We start from the raw sequence: 17,115 nt of genomic DNA, 5'->3' as shown, positions 1-17,115 counted from the left end.
GTTTAGTTTTCAAAGAGCAATTTCATTGTCTCCCGTAGGCGACTTAAATAATATACCATGCTGCCGTTATTTCGTCAACATCTTTTTTCACAAGTTATTAACGGCTGTTCAACAGCAACTTTTATATATTAACAACTTCTGCTTGCCTGGTCAATAGATTTCTCGCAAAATCCCATTTATTTTTTCACAATGGTATTACTCTGTTCCGAGAAGACTTCTGAATTACTCCTCTGAAACTTACGAGACAATGAAAAACGCCGCTTCTTCTAAGAGCGGCGTTGGTCCATTATTATATAATCCAAGTCTGGATTGCAACCAGGGCGAATACACCTGGTATCCCCAGCAATCCGGAGACTGCTGCGGTTGCAATGTTGATTGGCACATAGATTCCGAAGCTGGTTCCGAAAGCGTTGAGAAAAAATAGAAAGAGAGCTCCGATCAAGATTTTCACCGCGCTCTGCCCGATGAGACGCAGCGGCTTTGTCGGCGCGCCTATGATGAGCAGCAACAGGATCAATCCACCCAGGACCGATATGACAACTATAGGATCCATACTTATCCTCCTTATTTCAATGTCTTGTACAATTTTATGTACATGTTATTGAAATAAGACCTCATTGCATTATTTTGTCCTGATCGTGATTTTCCTGTGCTTCGCTTCTTTAAATAGAAAGAAGTATTTCGCCTCGGCAATCTTTGCTTCTGTGATGAACTCTTCTGATGGATCGAAGCTTCTTTCAACCAATAGCTTTTGATTATTCCAGTTCATCTTCATGCTGTTCAGCTGTCCCAATAGTTTTTGGTCGAATTCTTTTCTTAGCCATTTCTTTTTACGAAATAACATGACCTTCCTCCAGTAGAGTGCTTCTTGTATACAGAGTTAAACTTCCCGGCGGCCTTCGAGTGCTTTTGATAGTGTTACTTCATCTGCGTACTCAAGGTCCCCTCCGACAGGTAAACCATGGGCAATCCTTGTAATCTTGATTCCTGACGGTTTAAGGAGTCTTGAGATGTACATCGCCGTCGCTTCACCTTCGATATTCGGGTTCGTGGCAAGGATGACTTCCTGGACAGTTTCATCCTGAAGTCTTTTCAACAGATCAGGTATATTGATATCTTCCGGACCGATACCATCCATTGGGGAAATCGCTCCATGAAGCACATGGTACAGACCGTTGTATTCCTTCATTTTTTCCATTGCAATGACATCCTTGGGATCCTGGACCACGCAGACAACACTGCGGTCGCGGCGCTGGTCCTCGCATATATAGCATGGATCCTGGTCAGTAATATGGCCGCAGACAGAGCAATATGTCAGATTGCGCTTCGCATTCACCAGGGCCTTCGCAAAATCCAACACGGTTTCTTCCTTCATGCTTAAGACGAAAAAAGCCAGACGTGCGGCTGTTTTTGGGCCGATACCTGGCAATTTCATAAAGCTGTCAATCAGCTTTGATATTGGTTCAGGATAATGCATTCTTATTTATTCCTCCTAGAACATTCCCCCAGGAAGGTTCATCCCTTTTGTGAATTGTCCCATTGTTTTGTTGGTTAATTCTTCTGCTTTTTTCAGTGCATCGTTTGTTGCAGCAAGTACTAGGTCCTGAAGCATTTCGACATCGTCTGGATCAACGACTTCTGGCTTGATTTGTACATCGACGATTTCTTTATGGCCAGTTACGATGACTGTTACCATGCCGCCGCCTGCAGTACCTTCGATTTTCTCTTCACCTAATTGAACCTGTGCTTCTTCCATTTTCTTTTGCATTTTTTGCATTTGCTTCATCATGTTTTGCATATTACCATTTCCTCGCATCATATAAACGTACCTCCAAATTTAATCTTGTATTTGTATTAATTCATCGCCAAATAATTTCTTGGCTTCGGCAATCAGCGGGTCTTCACTGGCAGCAGCTTGCCCTTCCGTTGCTCCATCGCCTCTCTGGCTGATAAAGTTTTCCCTTATTTTAAGCCACTGTTCTTCCGGCACACCGATGACCTGCATTCTTTTACCTGTGTAATCCTGCATCGCACCACTGACTGTTTCGGTGAACCTGGTGTTCTCCATTGCCATCTGGCAGTGAATCTCATATTTAAATTTTATCACGACCGCCTCATCAGATGCAGCAACCGGCTCGGCTTCATTCAATAACGCAGCCTGCGAGCGCATTTGTTTTGCGGCCAGCATTTCAAGCAAGTCCCCCCAGCGTCCCTTGATTGCTTGAAGATTCGACTTTGTGGCGCTCTTCAGTGTTTCGTTGATTTTTCCGGCCGGAGCCTGGAACCCTTTTCGGTTTGGACGCGGCGCTTTTTTGGCCGCAGCTGGTTCACTTACTGCCGCACCCGGATTTTGCTGAAAATTCGCCAGCTTTTCTTCAAGCTGTTCGATCCTCTTCAATAAAGGTTCAACCTGTACATTGCTTGTCTGCACCTGAGCATCAAGCTGGCACAGTTTTACGATCGCGACTTCAAGGAATATACGCGGATGGTTCGTCCAGCGCATTTCTTGCTGGGCTTTGTTCAAGACTTCTATCAATTCATATATTTGTTCGGAATCAATTTGATTGGCGAGTTCCTGAAAATCTTGATCCAGCATTACTCGTTCCATGGCTTCTTCCAATGCTGGTGCTGCCTTGTAAAGGAGCATGTCGCGGTAAAAGAAGATCATGTCTTCTATGAACCTTGCCGGATCCTTTCCTTGTAAAAGAAGCTCATCCAATGCTTCCAGTCCAGCAGCCGCATTTTTTTCATAAATTGCTCTGGCCAGCTGGTTCAGGAAGTTCTGTGATACTGTTCCTGTTACTGTGAGCGCATCTTCAATCGTCACTCGGTCCTGGCTGAACGAAATAGCCTGGTCCAACAGACTCAAGGCATCACGCATTCCGCCTTCTGCCGCCCTTGCAATGATTTGCAAGGCTGTGTCATCGCAATCCACTCCAGATTCCTCAACAATTTGCTTCATCCTGCCAACGATGGCCTGAGCAGTGATTCTCTTGAAATCAAATCGCTGGCATCGTGAAATGATTGTGAGTGGAATCTTATGGGGCTCAGTCGTAGCGAGGATAAAGATAACATGCTTTGGAGGCTCTTCAAGTGTTTTTAGCAAGGCGTTGAACGCTCCGATGGAAAGCATATGCACCTCATCGATAATATATACTTTATACTTCACGACGTTAGGGGCATATTTTACTTTGTCACGGATATCCCGGATTTCCTCGACACCGTTATTGGAAGCAGCGTCAATTTCAATCACATCAGGAATCGATCCATCGGTTATTCCCCGGCAAGCATCGCATTCATTGCAAGGCTCTGTTGTCGGAGCTTGTTCACAGTTAACCGCTTTTGCCAAAATTTTAGCAGCACTCGTTTTCCCAGTCCCCCTTGGGCCGGAAAAAAGGTAGGCATGTGATATTTTTTGTTGAAGCAGAGCGTTTTGCAGTGTCGTTGTGACATGTTCCTGTCCGACCACATCAATGAACTGCTGTGGACGCCAGACACGATATAATGCTTGGTATGCCAATGACACCGCTCCCTTCGTTTTATTATCCTTCCTATTATAACGCAATTTTTCGGACATTTACACTTTTAGAAAGGCTCTTTTCTCAAACTTTATTGCTATTGACCACAAAATGGGATTCAATGATTAAAGCTAATCAAGAGAAAAGAGCTTGCACACTTAATAACGAACTGCAAAATGGCTTTATAGCACGTTAAAATCGGCTTTAAGATTTTAACAACAATCTATACGAAAACAGTCTTTAGAAAAGAGAAATACAAAAAACTCATCTCCGTATAAGAGATGAGTTGAATGTACATATTTAACTGCCGTGCACCTTCCGTCGACTGAATACCATAAGCGTTACTTAAGCAGTTAGCTCGGCCCAGGCAACCCTGCGGCACATGGGAGCGTCCACTTAATGCTGCTTCCTTCCGGACCTGACATGGTTCATGGATTCCCATTGCGCAGGACCCGGGCGTCAACACCACTTGCTTAAGGCAGACCCTACAGTAAAACAGCCTCAGGAAGGGATTCATCCCCGCTAGAGCGGATTGCGGGTACAGGGCACCGCTACCTCCCCGACTAGCACGGCAAAATTGAAACCATATTTAGTTGTGTCTCAAGGACACATACATAGTATACTAACTCTGCTTATAAAAATCAATGTTTATCAGCTGTCAATTCCTGTCTGCTGTTCCATCGCTTGTTTTGCCTGTTTCTTTTTCTGCTTCTTCTCTTCTCGGAGCTTTCTGAAAAAATCGGACAGCAATGCTCCGCACTCCTCTTTCAGAACTCCTGACACGACTTCACTTTGATGGTTGAAACGTTCATCCTGGAGAATGTTCATGAAGGTACCAGCACAGCCGCCTTTTGGGTCTGCTGCACCATAAACTACTCTTTTCACCCGGGAGAGCATGATTGCCCCTGCACACATTGGACAAGGCTCGAGTGTGACATATAGAACGGCATCTTCAAGCCGCCATGTGCCGAGTTTTTTGCAGGCTTCGTCAATCGCCAGTACCTCTGCATGGGCAATCGAGCTCTGCCGTGTTTCACGGAGATTATAGGCCCTGGCGATAACCTCTCCATCCAGGACGATGACTGCACCAATCGGCACCTCACCAATCTGCCCTGCCTTTTTCGCCTCTTCAATTGCTTCTAGCATATATCGTTCATCTGGAGTATATTCCATCTTTTCCTCCATTAAGGTGTTTTATATTTCCAACTGGTTTAATAATCCCCTGCCGGTAAAAATATAAAGGAGAAGGAGAGGATTATTCATGTCAAAGACTGCCCTATTAATTATCGATATGATCAATGACTTTAATTTCGATGCAGGGGAAGCCCTTGCCAAAAATACAGAAAACATCATCGATCCGATTTTAACCTTAAAGAAATCTTTCATTGATAAGGACATGCCTGTCATCTATATTAATGATCATTATAATCTATGGCAGGCTGATTTTGAAAAAATCATGGATTATTGCTCGAATGAAACGAGCGAGGACATCATTAAAAAAATCGCCCCTGAAAAGAACAAGGACTATTTCCTGATCAAGCCGAAGCACTCCGCTTTTTATGGAACCGCTCTGCATACATTGCTTCAGCAGCTGAAGGTGGATACCCTGGTCCTTGCCGGGATCGCCGGGAACATTTGCGTGCTTTTTACTGCGAATGATGCGTATATGCGTGAATACAATCTCATCATACCAGAGGACTTCATTGCCTCTAATGATGATAAGGACAACCAATATGCACTGACCATGATGAAAAATGTCCTGTCCGCTGATACAAGACCTTCAAAGGAGCTTGATTTATAACATACTGCATTTTCTTCCTTCATACAATGGTTGTAGCGCTAAAATGCCAGGGAGGGAAGAAGATGCAAATCCATGTGGTACAGCAAGGACAGACATTGACACAGATTGCCCAAATATACGGGTCATCTGTTGCGGATATAACCGAGGCAAATGAACTGCCCAACCCCAATAATCTAGTCGTCGGCCAGGCAATGGTCATCCCGATTGTCGGAAGTTTCTATTTTGTCCAGGCCGGAGACAGCTTGTGGTCTATTTCCCGGAGGTTCGGAACCACTCCCCAGGAGCTTGCCCGGATCAACGCAATTTCGGTGAACCAGCCGCTATCTGTTGGATTCCGGCTTTATATACCTCAACAGCCAAAATCGAATGCCGAATTTAATGCATATGTAGAACCGCGCGGAAACACAGTCGCCCCCGCACTGGAAACGGCGGCACGGGAAGCCGCCCCTTATTTGACCTATCTTGCGCCATTCAGTTTTCAGGCGCTGCGTGACGGCACTTTGAAGGAGCCGCTATTGAACAATTTCCCGGCCATCGCCGAGGCAAACAATAATATATTGATGATGGTCATTACCAACCAGGAAAATGACCAGTTCAGCGATGAGCTTGGCCGTATCCTCCTGAATGATATGGCCATTCAGGATAAATTCCTGAACAATATTGTTGCAACCGCTAAAAAATATGGCTTCCGCGATATTCATTTTGATTTTGAATTCCTGCGTCCGGCAGACCGTGAAGCCTATAACAACTTCCTGCGAAAAGCGAGGGATCGTTTTAAACAGGAGGGCTGGTTCATTTCCACTGCATTGGCTCCTAAAACGAGCGCTGCCCAGACCGGTGCCTGGTACACTGCACATGATTACAAAACACATGGGGAAATAGTCGATTTCGTCGTCATCATGACCTATGAATGGGGCTATAGCGGCGGACCTGCCCAGGCAGTATCCCCGATTGGCCCTGTCCGTGAGGTGCTGGAGTATGCCGCGAGCGAAATGCCTCCACAGAAAATCATGATGGGCCAGAACCTTTATGGATACGATTGGACTCTTCCATTTGTTCAGGGATCGATCGCACGCGCCGTCAGTCCGCAACAGGCCATCCAGATCGCAGCAGATAATAATGTCGCGATCCAGTACAACACAAAGTCCCAGGCACCGACATTCCGATATACAGCATCAGACGGAAAACAGCATGAAGTCTGGTTTGAGGATGCGCGTTCCATCCAGGCGAAATTCGACCTGATCAAGGAATTGAATCTGAGAGGCATGAGCTATTGGAAGCTAGGACTCTCCTTTCCGCAAAACTGGCTGCTCATCCAGGAAAATTTCAATGTAGTGAAAAGATAAGGCTTCATTATAGAAGCTTACTATTAAAAATTTTTTACAAATTCCGATAATATATGACAGGCGCAGTATTTATGCGGCTGTCTTCTTTTTTTGCTAAAATTGCCTCTAAATATAGCATATCCATTCCATGTACTGGTGTGATAAAATGGACTTTGCGTGATTTAACTGACAGAAATGTAAAAAAAGATACAGATACAACGGAGAGGGAGGACATGTTGTGGAAGGAACACCTTTTATAACGGTTGAAGGACCGATCGGAATCGGCAAAACGTCATTGGCCAGAGCCATTTCCGAACGATTCCAATTTGCACTTTTAAAAGAAATTGTCGACGAAAATCCATTTTTGGGGAAGTTTTACGATAACATCGAAGAATGGAGCTTCCAGACAGAAATGTTTTTCCTCTGCAATCGATATAAGCAGCTTGGAGATATTAATGAACATTACCTCAGCCAAAACAAGCCTGTCGTAGCTGACTATCATATCATGAAAAACCTCATTTTCGCCCAGCGCACATTGAATGAGCAGGAATACAAAAAATACTTAGATATTTATCAAATCCTGACAAAAGATATGCCTAAGCCAAATGTCATCATTTATCTTAATGCAAGCCTCGATACATTGCTGAAACGCATCAAGATGCGCGGCCGCGAAGTCGAAAAAAACATCAGTCCTTTATATCTAGAGCAATTATCGCTTGATTATGAACAAGCCATGCTTCAATTTGAGCAAGACCACCCTGAAATCCCAGTCCTCCGTTTCAGCGGCGATGACCTGGATTTCGTCAGGCATGAAGAAGATCTCCAGCTGATCATTGACCAGCTAACCGCATCATTAAGAAAAAGGAGCGTACAACCATGAATTTAAGAACAAAATATGACATCCCGGCTAATGCCGTCATCACGATTGCCGGTACCGTTGGAGTCGGCAAATCTACCATGACGAATGCGTTGGCGGATGCCCTCAGGTTCCGTACATCCTTTGAAAAGGTAGACACGAATCCATACCTTGATAAGTTTTATGCTGACTTTGAACGCTGGAGCTTCCATTTGCAAATTTACTTCCTTGCTGAGCGCTTCAAGGAACAAAAAAGAATTTTTGAATACGGTGGCGGTTTTATCCAGGACCGTTCAATTTATGAAGATACAGGCATTTTCGCAAAAATGCATTATGAAAAAGGCACAATGTCCCCGGTGGACTACGAAACTTATAAGAGCCTATTCGACGCAATGGTCATGACTCCATATTTCCCACACCCTGACCTGCTGATTTATTTAGAAGGTTCGATCGACGATATTCTTGAGCGCATCAAGCTAAGAGGTCGTCCAATGGAGCAGCAGACACCAATCAGTTATTGGGAAGAAATGCATGCCCGCTATGAGAACTGGATCAATAACTTTAACGCATGCCCTGTCCTGCGCTTGAATATCAATGATTACGATTTGTTCAACAATCCGGAATCCATTGAGCCAATCGTGGAGAAAATCGCAGCACATATCAAACAAACTCAATTATTGAAAAAGTAAAACCGCCATTTGGCGGTTTTTATTTTGGAGAAAGATTTTCGTATAGGTATGCGAAATCATAATAAGCGGAGAATTTCCGGCTATTTTATATAGATTGGCTTATGATGCAGAAATAAGCGGAGATATTCCTGCCTTGTTCTATTTAAGCTAAAATTCATCAATTTTGATTAAATAAACGGAAAAGCTCCCCTTATTTTTAGCTAGATAAGGGGAAATCCAAAATTAAGCGGAATTTATCCGCTTAATTTTCAATATAAAAAAACCCGCTACATAGTAACGGGTTTTCTTACACAATCTCCAAATTGTTTTATGCGTTAATGCTTTAATTGAAAAATTAATGGAGGAGGTAGAGGGATTCGAACCCCCGCGCGGTGTTACCCGCCTGTCGGTTTTCAAGACCGATCCCTTCAGCCGGACTTGGGTATACCTCCGAGACAAGAAATATAATATCATGTATTCAAAAACGAGTCAACACTTCTTTAAAAGTTTTTTTGGGCAGGATCTAATCCTGCCCAAAAATCCCTTAAATAGTGCCGATTATTCAGGAGCAATAACTTCCCTATTGCCCATGTATGGACGCAGTGCTTCCGGAATGATGACACTTCCATCAGCCTGCTGGTAGTTCTCGAGAATCGCAGCAACTGTACGGCCAATTGCAAGGCCGGATCCGTTCAATGTATGGACATGTTCAGGCTTTGCTTTTGGCTCGCGACGGAAGCGGATATTTGCTCGTCTTGCCTGGAAGCTTTCAAAGTTACTGCAAGAAGAGATTTCCCTGTACGTGCCATAGCTTGGAATCCAGACTTCGATATCATACTTCTTAGCAGCAGTGAAGCCGAGGTCGGCAGAACACATGCTCAACACGCGGTATGGCAGGCCTAACAGCTGAAGCACCTTTTCGGCATGTCCAGTCAGCTTTTCCAGCTCGTCATAAGAGTCTTCTGGCTTAACAAACTTCACCAACTCGACCTTGTTGAACTGATGCTGGCGGATCAAACCACGTGTATCCCGGCCGGCAGATCCTGCCTCAGAACGGAAACATGCACTGTATGCTGCATAATTGACTGGCAGCTCTTCACCGCTCAGGATCTCATCGCGGTGCATATTCGTGACAGGCACCTCGGCTGTCGGGATCAGGAAGTAATCCTCGCTCTCGATTCGGAAGGCATCCTCTTCAAACTTCGGAAGCTGTCCTGTTCCTGTCATGCTTGCGCGGTTGACCATGTACGGAGGAAGGATTTCCTTGTAGCCATGCTCATCCACATGCAGGTCAAGCATGAAGCTCATCAATGCGCGCTCGAGGCGTGCGCCTAAGCCTTTGTAAAAAACAAAACGGCTTCCTGTTACTTTTCCTGCACGTTCAAAATCAAGAATCTTTAAATGGTCTGCGATTTCCCAATGCGGCTTAGCTTCAAATTCAAAGTCACGGACTTCGCCCCAATTACGAATTTCCACATTATCGTCTTCTGTTTCGCCAATCGGAACACTTTCATGCGGGATATTCGGAATGCTCAGCATTAATGCCTCCAGCTCTTCCTCCACCTCACGCAACTGATCATCCAGAACCTTGATTTTGTCGCCTACTTCACGCATTTCCGCAATCAGATGGTCTGCATCCTGCTTTTCACGCTTCAATTGCGCAACCTGTTGGGAAACTTCATTCCTTCTGCTCTTCAGCTGTTCAGCTTCAAGGATCAATTCCCTGCGCTTGACATCAAGGTCCTCAAACTTGCCAAAATCAGTCAAATCTTCGCCACGGTGCTGAAGCTTCTGTTTTACTTCTTCAAAATTCGCTCTTAAATACTTAACGTCTAACACTGCGGATTCCTCCTTTTTGATTGCAGTAAAAAGCTTTTGATAAAATAAAAAACTCCCGTCCCCAAAAAGGGACGAGAGTTAACCCGCGTTGCCACCCTAGTTGAAGGCAAAAATGCCTTCCACTCATAAAATAACGGTTTTTACCGAGAGTATTTACTGGCACATATGGCGTTCCATACTCTGCTCGAGGGCGGATTCATTTGTTCCAGACACCGGTTCTCACCAAACACCGGCTCTCTTCGGAATGGACACAAGCTACTATTCCCTCTCATCGCTTTTACTATCGAATTTTAATTCATAATTTACTACAATTATGTTCAGCATGCAAGCAGTTTATGCAAAATTTTTACTCTTAGACTCTTCCACCATATTTACAAAGTAATTCATGAGTCTATAATCATTAGTCAATTCCGGGTGGAAGGAACAGCCGAGGAATTGGCCATCACGTGCAGCGACAATCCTGTCATTATGCTTTGCAAGCACTTCGACATTCTCACCCGCTTCCACGATATGCGGAGCCCGAATGAATACGGCAGAAAAATTATCAGCCACTCCAGAAATATTAATATCCGCTTCAAAACTCTCACGCTGGCGTCCGAATGAGTTGCGTTCCACTTTCACATCCATGACACCGATATGTGGTTCATCATAGCCCACCACATCGCTCGCGAGTAAAATCAGTCCTGCGCAGGTCCCGAACATCGGCTTGCCATCTGCAGCGAATTTTTTCAACTCGTCCATGAAACCATACTTATCAATCAGACGGCGAATGGTCGTGCTCTCTCCGCCAGGAATGATCAGTCCGTCTATCTCTTCCAGCTGCCCGGGACGTTTAACAACAACCCTATCCGCCCCGGAAGCCTCAATTGCCCATATATGCTCACGGACAGCCCCTTGAAGGCCCAGTACTCCAATTTTCACCATATTGATACTCCTTACCAGCCGCGGTCCTGCATGCGGGCTTCAGGTGCCAATGATGAAATCTCTATGCCCTTCATCGGGATGCCAAGACCCTTCGAGATGTTCGCAATCAATTCGTAATCTTGATAATGAGTCGTTGCTTCGACAATAGCCTTTGCAAACTTCGCGGGATTGTCAGATTTAAAGATACCAGATCCTACAAATACTCCGTCTGCACCGAGCTGCATCATTAATGCTGCGTCTGCAGGCGTTGCTACGCCACCTGCTGCAAAGTTGACGACTGGGAGACGTCCAAGCTCCTTGATCTCAAGAAGAAGCTCATATGGCGCTCCTAGAAGCTTAGCTTCTGTCATGAGCTCGTCGATGTCCATGGCGACTACCTTGCGAACCTGTGCATTCACCTTGCGAATATGGCGCACTGCTTCAACGATGTTTCCAGTGCCAGGCTCACCCTTTGTACGAAGCATGGATGCTCCCTCACCGATCCTTCTGGCTGCTTCGCCAAGATCGCGGCATCCACAGACAAAAGGAACTGTGTAATCCCTTTTATTCAGGTGGTACTCCTCATCTGCCGGAGTCAAAACTTCACTTTCATCAATATAATCAACGCCCATCGCTTCAAGGACACGCGCTTCAACAATGTGGCCAATCCTTGCTTTTGCCATAACGGGAATCGTGACAGCACCCATCACTTCTTCAACGATTCTCGGGTCAGCCATTCTTGCTACACCGCCAGCTGCGCGGATATCTGAAGGGACACGCTCAAGTGCCATTACGGCAACCGCACCTGCTTCTTCAGCAATCTTAGCCTGCTCGGCATTGACAACATCCATGATGACGCCGCCCTTTTGCATTTCTGCCATACCACGTTTAACACGATCAGTACCTGTCTTCATTCTTACTCCCCCTTGTCCCTTTTAAGGGATTACTATGTAAAGCAAATATAAATAACTGGATATTCGGACTTTTTTGGTCGGAATTACAGCTACCCCTAATGAAAATAAACAATAAAAAAGGTTCCCTGTCAAGACAGGAAACCTTTCATTATTTATTAAAACCAGCCTTTTACTGTATCAGCCACTCCGCCAAACAGGTCGCCAAAGAATCCGCCGATTCCGCGCATCGCCAGCACGAACCAGTTCGCTTTTTCCACACTTTCAGCAGCAACAACTGGAACCTGAATTCCTTTTTGGCCATCTTCGGTAAGGAAGCTGATCTTTTCATCTTTATTGGACTTAACAGTCATATAGCCGACTTGTTCGCCTTTTTTAATTGGAGCAGTCAACTCGCCATCTTTATTAAGCTTCTTTTTATCGAGAACGAGCACTGGCTTATATTGATCTTTTTCGCCATTTCTGATTGTCATGGAGATCGCCTTTTTTGTCTGGATCTTCACGCTATCTTCCTTGCCCTTTGTTACCGGAAGAGTTTTCTTGCCTTTCAACTGATAATTCTTTTTCACAAGCTCTTCTTCTGAAAAATTACTGAAAGCAAAATCAAGGATTTTACGAGTCTCAGCAAAACGGCTGTCCTTGGAGTCCGCCTTCATGACAACAGAGATGACTCTCTGGCCATTCTTCATCGCTGTAGCTGTAAAACCATAACCCGCAAAATCTGTAGATCCTGTCTTCAGGCCATCGACACCATCGTATTGATAAATGAGGCCTGGAAGCATCCAGTTAAAGTTCTTGTACTCGCGGCCATCACGGAATTTCAGGGCCGGTACACTTGCTGTTTCCAAAACCTCCGGATAATCCTTCAGCAGTCTATAGGCGAGCTTTGCCATTGAACGTGCCGACATGACGTTTTCTTCATCAGGACTGCCTGCAGGATGGTGTCCTAATAGATCTCTATTGTTCAAACCTGAAGAGTTTACGAACTTATAATCCTTCAAGCCTAACTCGGCCGCTTTTTTGTTCATTTTTTCAACATGGTTCTTCTCTGTTCCGGAAAGAACCTCAGCTAATGCAACGGTAGCTGCGTTCCCGGAATGGATCGCCATTGCTTCATACAATTCTTTTACTGTATAATCCTCACCCTGTGTCAGCCCGACATTTGACAGGCCAGGTGCACCAGATAGCTTATGGACATATTCATTGATCTTTACCTTTTGGTCCCATTTCAACTTCCCTTGTTTGACCGCTTCAAGGACCATATATTCTGTCATCATCTTGGACATGGATGCTACACCAAGGACAACATCGGAATTTTTCTCATATAATACTCTGCCAGTATCCGCATCTATCAGCATTGCTGCCTCTGCATCGATGCCCAGCTGGCCCTCTGCTGCTTCAGCTTCCATTGAAAATCCTGAAAACATTGTTGTGATCGTTAAAATGAATGCTGCAAAAAACATTGAAAGCTGTTTCTGTTTACGATTCAAGACGAATTTCCCTCCATAGTTTTAAAATAATCTATAAAACTTGCATTTTTTTCTGCCTCTAAAAAATCACACCCGTATAGTTTACCATAAAAAAAATGAAAAAAATAGACAGAGAATAGTCACTCTGTCTATTGTAAAATTAGGAAAAAACAGGCTGGAAACAGGATAAAAGTCTTAGTCCCTGCCTGTTTTGGTTATATTTAATTGTCTTTTCGTAAACTTACTGCTAATTCACCAGTAGTAAAACCCAGATTCCGGGTTTCGCATTAAGACATGGAATAGTTTGGAGCTTCCTTCGTGATTTGGACATCATGTGGGTGGCTCTCTCTCAAGCCTGCGCCTGTCATCCTGATGAATTGGGCATTCTCCCTCAATTCTTCAAGGTTTGCTGTTCCGCAATATCCCATTCCCGAACGGATTCCTCCGATCAGCTGATAGATCGTATCTGTAAGAGGCCCTTTATAAGGGATCCTACCTTCAATCCCTTCCGGTACAAACTTCTTGTTATCTTCCTGGAAGTAACGATCCTTCGACCCTTTTTCCATCGCAGCAACTGAGCCCATGCCACGGTATACTTTGAAGCGTCTTCCCTGGTAGATTTCTGTTTCACCCGGACTCTCAGAGACACCAGCCAGCAAGCTTCCAAGCATGACCGCATGCCCACCGGCAGCTAGAGCCTTTACGATATCCCCGGAATACTTGATGCCGCCATCGGCAATGATTGCCTTGCCGTGCTTACGTGCTTCTGTCGCACAGTCATACACAGCTGTGATTTGCGGAACACCGACACCGGCAACCACGCGCGTAGTACAGATCGAACCAGGGCCAATGCCAACCTTGACGATATCTGCGCCAGCCTCGATCAGATCTTTTGTTGCTTCTGCTGTCGCGACATTTCCGGCAATGATATTAAGTTCTGGGTAGGCTTCACGGATTTGTTTTACCGTTTCAATTACACCCTTCGAATGCCCATGCGCTGTATCAACAACAATGACATCCACATGTGATTTCACCAGCATCTCAACGCGTTTCATTGTATCCGCTGTGACACCGACTGCAGCACCGCACAACAAACGGCCTTTCGAATCCTTCGAGGAGTTCGGGAACTCAATCACTTTTTCAATGTCTTTAATGGTGATGAGGCCCTTCAAAACGCCTTCGTCATTTACTAGTGGGAGTTTTTCAATCTTATGGCGCTGAAGGATTTGTTCGGCTTCCTGAAGGGTTGTACCTACAGAAGCAGTCACCAGGTTTGTCTTAGTCATGACTTCCTCAATTTTAATGGAGTAATCCTGGATAAAACGCATATCACGATTCGTAATGATTCCAACTAACTTTTGTTCTTCTTCGTTATTGACAATCGGAACACCAGAAATTCGGTATTTCCCCATCAGATGTTCAGCATCATATACCTGATGCTCTGGGGTTAAAAAGAAAGGATCAGTGATGACTCCACTTTCAGAGCGCTTCACCTTATCAACCTGATCTGCCTGGGCTTCAATGGACATGTTTTTATGTATGATGCCCAGACCGCCCTGCCTTGCAATGCTAATTGCTAATTCAGCTTCTGTTACAGTATCCATTCCTGCACTGATGATTGGAATATTCAGTCTTAAAGTCTCCGTCAGGTTCACCTTGAGGCTGACATCCTTTGGCAAAACCTCAGATTTAGCCGGCACCAACAGTACATCATCAAACGTTAATCCTTCTTTTACAAACTTACTTTCCCACATAGTAAATGCCCCCCTTTAAGAAAATATTATTTGTAGGTTATCAATTGGTTAAAATACTGTCAAGGACGATGTTATTTGTTAGATTTTTCAGTTAACTTGGAGGTTTTTTATGTGTCTTTGCCCTATAAAGAATGGAATAGCTATACACTCTTCTTTTCAGCCGAATATTCACAGGATTTTTTGAAAAAATGCTATCGCAAAATCAATCTCGAGCAGCCTGACCTGAAGAGCTTCGAAAACTGCTATCCCTTTATGTATTATCTCGAACATGGGAAGCTTTATTATGAACAGGCAGAAAAATCGCCGCTGGCCATCCAGCCTATCCTGCTTTTCTATGGACTTGTCCATCTCATAAAAGCATGCATCCTGACAGTCGAACCAGATTACCCTGAGACGACATCCGTCCTCGCCCATGGTGTTTCGACAAGAAAGCGTAAAAAACAACAATACCGCTTCTCGGATGATGAGGTGAAATTTCAAAAGAATGGTCTCTTCTCACTTATGGCTGAAAAGATGTTCCACATGAAACAATTGGAAGGAGAAAAAGCAACAATGGGTGATGTGATGGAAGTGATTCCTGAACTCTCTGGCATCTATGCATCACTAAGAGGGAAGCAAAATTTTGAAACGCTGAAGTCTGAACAGGATTCACTTTACTCCCTGCCCAAGTCCATATTGGATCACTTCCATATGACCGAAAATCGTTTCCAGGAATTCTTTCAACTAAAATCATCCATCCCTATCTCTTTTAAAGACGAAAATAGTGCTAATCTAAAGTTCGAAGCAAATCTCGAAGCTGCCGCTGAGCCTATTCCGTTGAAGTTCAATCTGGAGGAACAACAATATGTCCTGCCCCTGAATAAAAGAGAATTATTTTTATTTCCAGAGCTTCTTTTGCATTATTTATTGCTATATAATCTTGGAATGATTGCCCGTTACGAAACAGAGTGGTGGAGTGAGTTGATCAAAATGATGCCCAATGAAGACTATCCTTTGATCCAGACATTTTTACAATCAACCATTAAAAAAGGGCCTTACTTAATTTACCAGTACCTCATGCACAGGTGATAACATTAGGGTTTCAAGTACCTTAAGGGTTTACAACAGATGGTGAAATGTTTAGATATGCTTGTATCGGGAATTTCATATACATGGACATTGAATATCCGAGGAGGTTGTAATATGGATAGAAAAAAACTGATGATGACAACTGTTGCTCTAGGTACAGCATACTTGCTAAAGGATCAAAAGTCACGTGCAAAGGTGATGGATCAATTACAATCACTGGGCAAAAAGAAAAAAAGATAATGAATGAAACCCTCTGAGGCCTCAGAGGGTTTTCATTTATGCTCATTGCTTTTAAACTCAAAGTAAAAACAGTTCGGTTCCTAGGATTTTTCATGATAATTTCGGTATACATATATACAATTCGGAAGCAACTACGAAAAAGAGTGCCGAATACCAGCGAAAATAGTTACGCCGTTTCAAACAATACAAGAGGCTCAGCGACAGCCCTAAGGAAGATTTGATGATAAAAAGACGGCAGGTGATTTTTTTCTTAGTCTCCCCACAAAAACGAAGCGCCTGTAACGAAAATCAACAATCTTATTTAATAGAGCCTGAGAAATAAGCGCCAGATGTGGAGATTTGACGTAAAAGAGTTCCTTAAAGTAGTTTACGAGGATCCATTTTGACTTTTTATTGGCGATTTTTTGATTTTATCGACCACATTTTTGATTATATCGGCGGATTTTCAAATATATCGACCAAATCCAGAGATATATCGACCACTTTGGCAAAGATATCAACCAACCTGATAAAATGGAACAATTTATGTTGCTCAGGATGACGGATAAAAATCTCCTTTTCTAGACGCAAAAAAAGAACAGCCATTACAGCTGTTCTTTCGTGTGCCCGGCGGCGTCCTACTCTCACAGGGGGAAACCCCCAACTACCATCGGCGCTGAGAAGCTTAACTTCCGTGTTCGGTATGGGAACGGGTGTGACCTTCTCGCCATCGCCACCAGACTATTTGATTTGAGGTTTTATTCCCTCAAAACTAGATAATGTT

General features: G+C 44.1%; 17 protein-coding genes, 1 tRNA gene, 1 rRNA gene, 1 other RNA gene and 1 other annotated feature. Of the genes, 6 read left to right on the top strand and 14 right to left on the bottom strand.

Annotated elements, in window-relative coordinates; genetic code table 11:
* Positions 1-289: 289 nt before the first annotated feature.
* The 7 genes from J7E38_RS19155 to tadA form a co-directional block, all read right to left on the bottom strand.
* A complete protein-coding gene (locus tag J7E38_RS19155) occupies positions 290-553 on the bottom strand; it encodes a pro-sigmaK processing inhibitor BofA family protein (RefSeq protein WP_144481494.1) in 264 nt (87 codons plus the stop codon).
* 69 nt (positions 554-622) lie between these two features.
* Complete coding sequence (locus J7E38_RS19150) at positions 623-844, bottom strand: YaaL family protein (RefSeq protein WP_214705895.1); 222 nt, start codon at positions 842-844, stop codon at positions 623-625.
* A gap of 36 nt (positions 845-880) precedes the next feature.
* A complete protein-coding gene (gene recR, locus J7E38_RS19145; protein ID WP_214705894.1) occupies positions 881-1,477 on the bottom strand; it encodes a recombination mediator RecR in 597 nt (198 codons plus the stop codon).
* A gap of 15 nt (positions 1,478-1,492) precedes the next feature.
* Positions 1,493-1,819: a YbaB/EbfC family nucleoid-associated protein gene (locus tag J7E38_RS19140; protein WP_214705893.1), complete on the bottom strand. Its 327-nt coding sequence runs from the start codon at positions 1,817-1,819 to the stop codon at positions 1,493-1,495.
* Between the two features lie 18 nt (positions 1,820-1,837).
* A complete protein-coding gene (gene dnaX, locus J7E38_RS19135; RefSeq protein ID WP_214705892.1) occupies positions 1,838-3,520 on the bottom strand; it encodes a DNA polymerase III subunit gamma/tau in 1,683 nt (560 codons plus the stop codon).
* 305 nt (positions 3,521-3,825) lie between these two features.
* An RNA gene (gene ffs / locus J7E38_RS19130) (signal recognition particle sRNA large type) lies at positions 3,826-4,090 on the bottom strand.
* A gap of 79 nt (positions 4,091-4,169) precedes the next feature.
* Positions 4,170-4,691 (bottom strand): tRNA adenosine(34) deaminase TadA, encoded by a 522-nt coding sequence (tadA, locus tag J7E38_RS19125; RefSeq protein WP_214705891.1) that lies wholly within the window; start codon positions 4,689-4,691, stop codon positions 4,170-4,172.
* 88 nt (positions 4,692-4,779) lie between these two features.
* On the opposite strand from tadA, the gene J7E38_RS19120 reads away from it, so the two are divergent.
* From J7E38_RS19120 to J7E38_RS19105, 4 genes are all read left to right on the top strand, one after another.
* Positions 4,780-5,319: a cysteine hydrolase family protein gene (locus J7E38_RS19120; protein ID WP_214705890.1), complete on the top strand. Its 540-nt coding sequence runs from the start codon at positions 4,780-4,782 to the stop codon at positions 5,317-5,319.
* Positions 5,320-5,381: 62 nt separating this feature from the next.
* The gene (locus J7E38_RS19115) at positions 5,382-6,665 is read left to right on the top strand and encodes a glycoside hydrolase family 18 protein (RefSeq protein WP_214705889.1); all 1,284 of its coding nucleotides are present in this window, start codon (positions 5,382-5,384) and stop codon (positions 6,663-6,665) included.
* A 217-nt stretch (positions 6,666-6,882) separates the two neighbouring features.
* Positions 6,883-7,524 carry a deoxynucleoside kinase gene (locus J7E38_RS19110; RefSeq protein ID WP_214705888.1) on the top strand — a complete coding sequence of 214 codons (642 nt, stop codon included), beginning with the start codon at positions 6,883-6,885 and terminating at the stop codon, positions 7,522-7,524.
* Positions 7,521-8,189, top strand: a complete 669-nt coding sequence (locus J7E38_RS19105) for a deoxynucleoside kinase (RefSeq protein ID WP_144481486.1) — start codon at positions 7,521-7,523, stop codon at positions 8,187-8,189. The genes J7E38_RS19110 and J7E38_RS19105 overlap by 4 nt, the downstream gene beginning before the upstream one ends.
* Positions 8,190-8,527: 338 nt before the next feature.
* Here the strand turns inward: J7E38_RS19105 and J7E38_RS19100 are convergent.
* From J7E38_RS19100 to guaB, 6 genes are all read right to left on the bottom strand, one after another.
* Positions 8,528-8,620, bottom strand: a tRNA-Ser gene (locus J7E38_RS19100).
* A gap of 106 nt (positions 8,621-8,726) precedes the next feature.
* A complete protein-coding gene (gene serS, locus J7E38_RS19095) occupies positions 8,727-10,007 on the bottom strand; it encodes a serine--tRNA ligase (protein ID WP_214705887.1) in 1,281 nt (426 codons plus the stop codon).
* A gap of 64 nt (positions 10,008-10,071) precedes the next feature.
* Positions 10,072-10,288: a binding site (T-box leader), on the bottom strand.
* Between the two features lie 52 nt (positions 10,289-10,340).
* Positions 10,341-10,931 (bottom strand): pyridoxal 5'-phosphate synthase glutaminase subunit PdxT, encoded by a 591-nt coding sequence (gene pdxT / locus J7E38_RS19090; RefSeq protein WP_214705886.1) that lies wholly within the window; start codon positions 10,929-10,931, stop codon positions 10,341-10,343.
* Positions 10,932-10,942: 11 nt separating this feature from the next.
* Positions 10,943-11,824: a pyridoxal 5'-phosphate synthase lyase subunit PdxS gene (pdxS, locus tag J7E38_RS19085; protein ID WP_214705885.1), complete on the bottom strand. Its 882-nt coding sequence runs from the start codon at positions 11,822-11,824 to the stop codon at positions 10,943-10,945.
* A 155-nt stretch (positions 11,825-11,979) separates the two neighbouring features.
* On the bottom strand, positions 11,980-13,248 hold the full coding sequence (locus tag J7E38_RS19080) for a serine hydrolase (protein WP_251030402.1): 1,269 nt from the start codon (positions 13,246-13,248) through the stop codon (positions 11,980-11,982).
* Positions 13,249-13,577: 329 nt separating this feature from the next.
* Complete coding sequence (gene guaB / locus J7E38_RS19075) at positions 13,578-15,044, bottom strand: IMP dehydrogenase (RefSeq protein ID WP_214705883.1); 1,467 nt, start codon at positions 15,042-15,044, stop codon at positions 13,578-13,580.
* Between the two features lie 111 nt (positions 15,045-15,155).
* Between guaB and J7E38_RS19070 the strand changes: the two genes are divergently transcribed.
* The gene (locus J7E38_RS19070) at positions 15,156-16,112 is read left to right on the top strand and encodes a YaaC family protein (RefSeq protein ID WP_214705882.1); all 957 of its coding nucleotides are present in this window, start codon (positions 15,156-15,158) and stop codon (positions 16,110-16,112) included.
* 114 nt (positions 16,113-16,226) lie between these two features.
* Positions 16,227-16,352 carry a hypothetical protein gene (locus J7E38_RS24210; RefSeq protein ID WP_260983691.1) on the top strand — a complete coding sequence of 42 codons (126 nt, stop codon included), beginning with the start codon at positions 16,227-16,229 and terminating at the stop codon, positions 16,350-16,352.
* A 604-nt stretch (positions 16,353-16,956) separates the two neighbouring features.
* Here J7E38_RS24210 and rrf read toward each other — a convergent pair.
* Positions 16,957-17,072: ribosomal RNA gene (rrf, locus tag J7E38_RS19065) — 5S ribosomal RNA — on the bottom strand.
* Positions 17,073-17,115 lie beyond the last annotated feature (43 nt).

It is taken from the genome of Bacillus sp. ISL-35 (genome assembly GCF_018613355.1).
GTDB lineage: Bacteria > Bacillota > Bacilli > Bacillales > Cytobacillaceae > Mesobacillus.
This window is presented reverse-complemented; position numbering and strand designations above follow the sequence as displayed.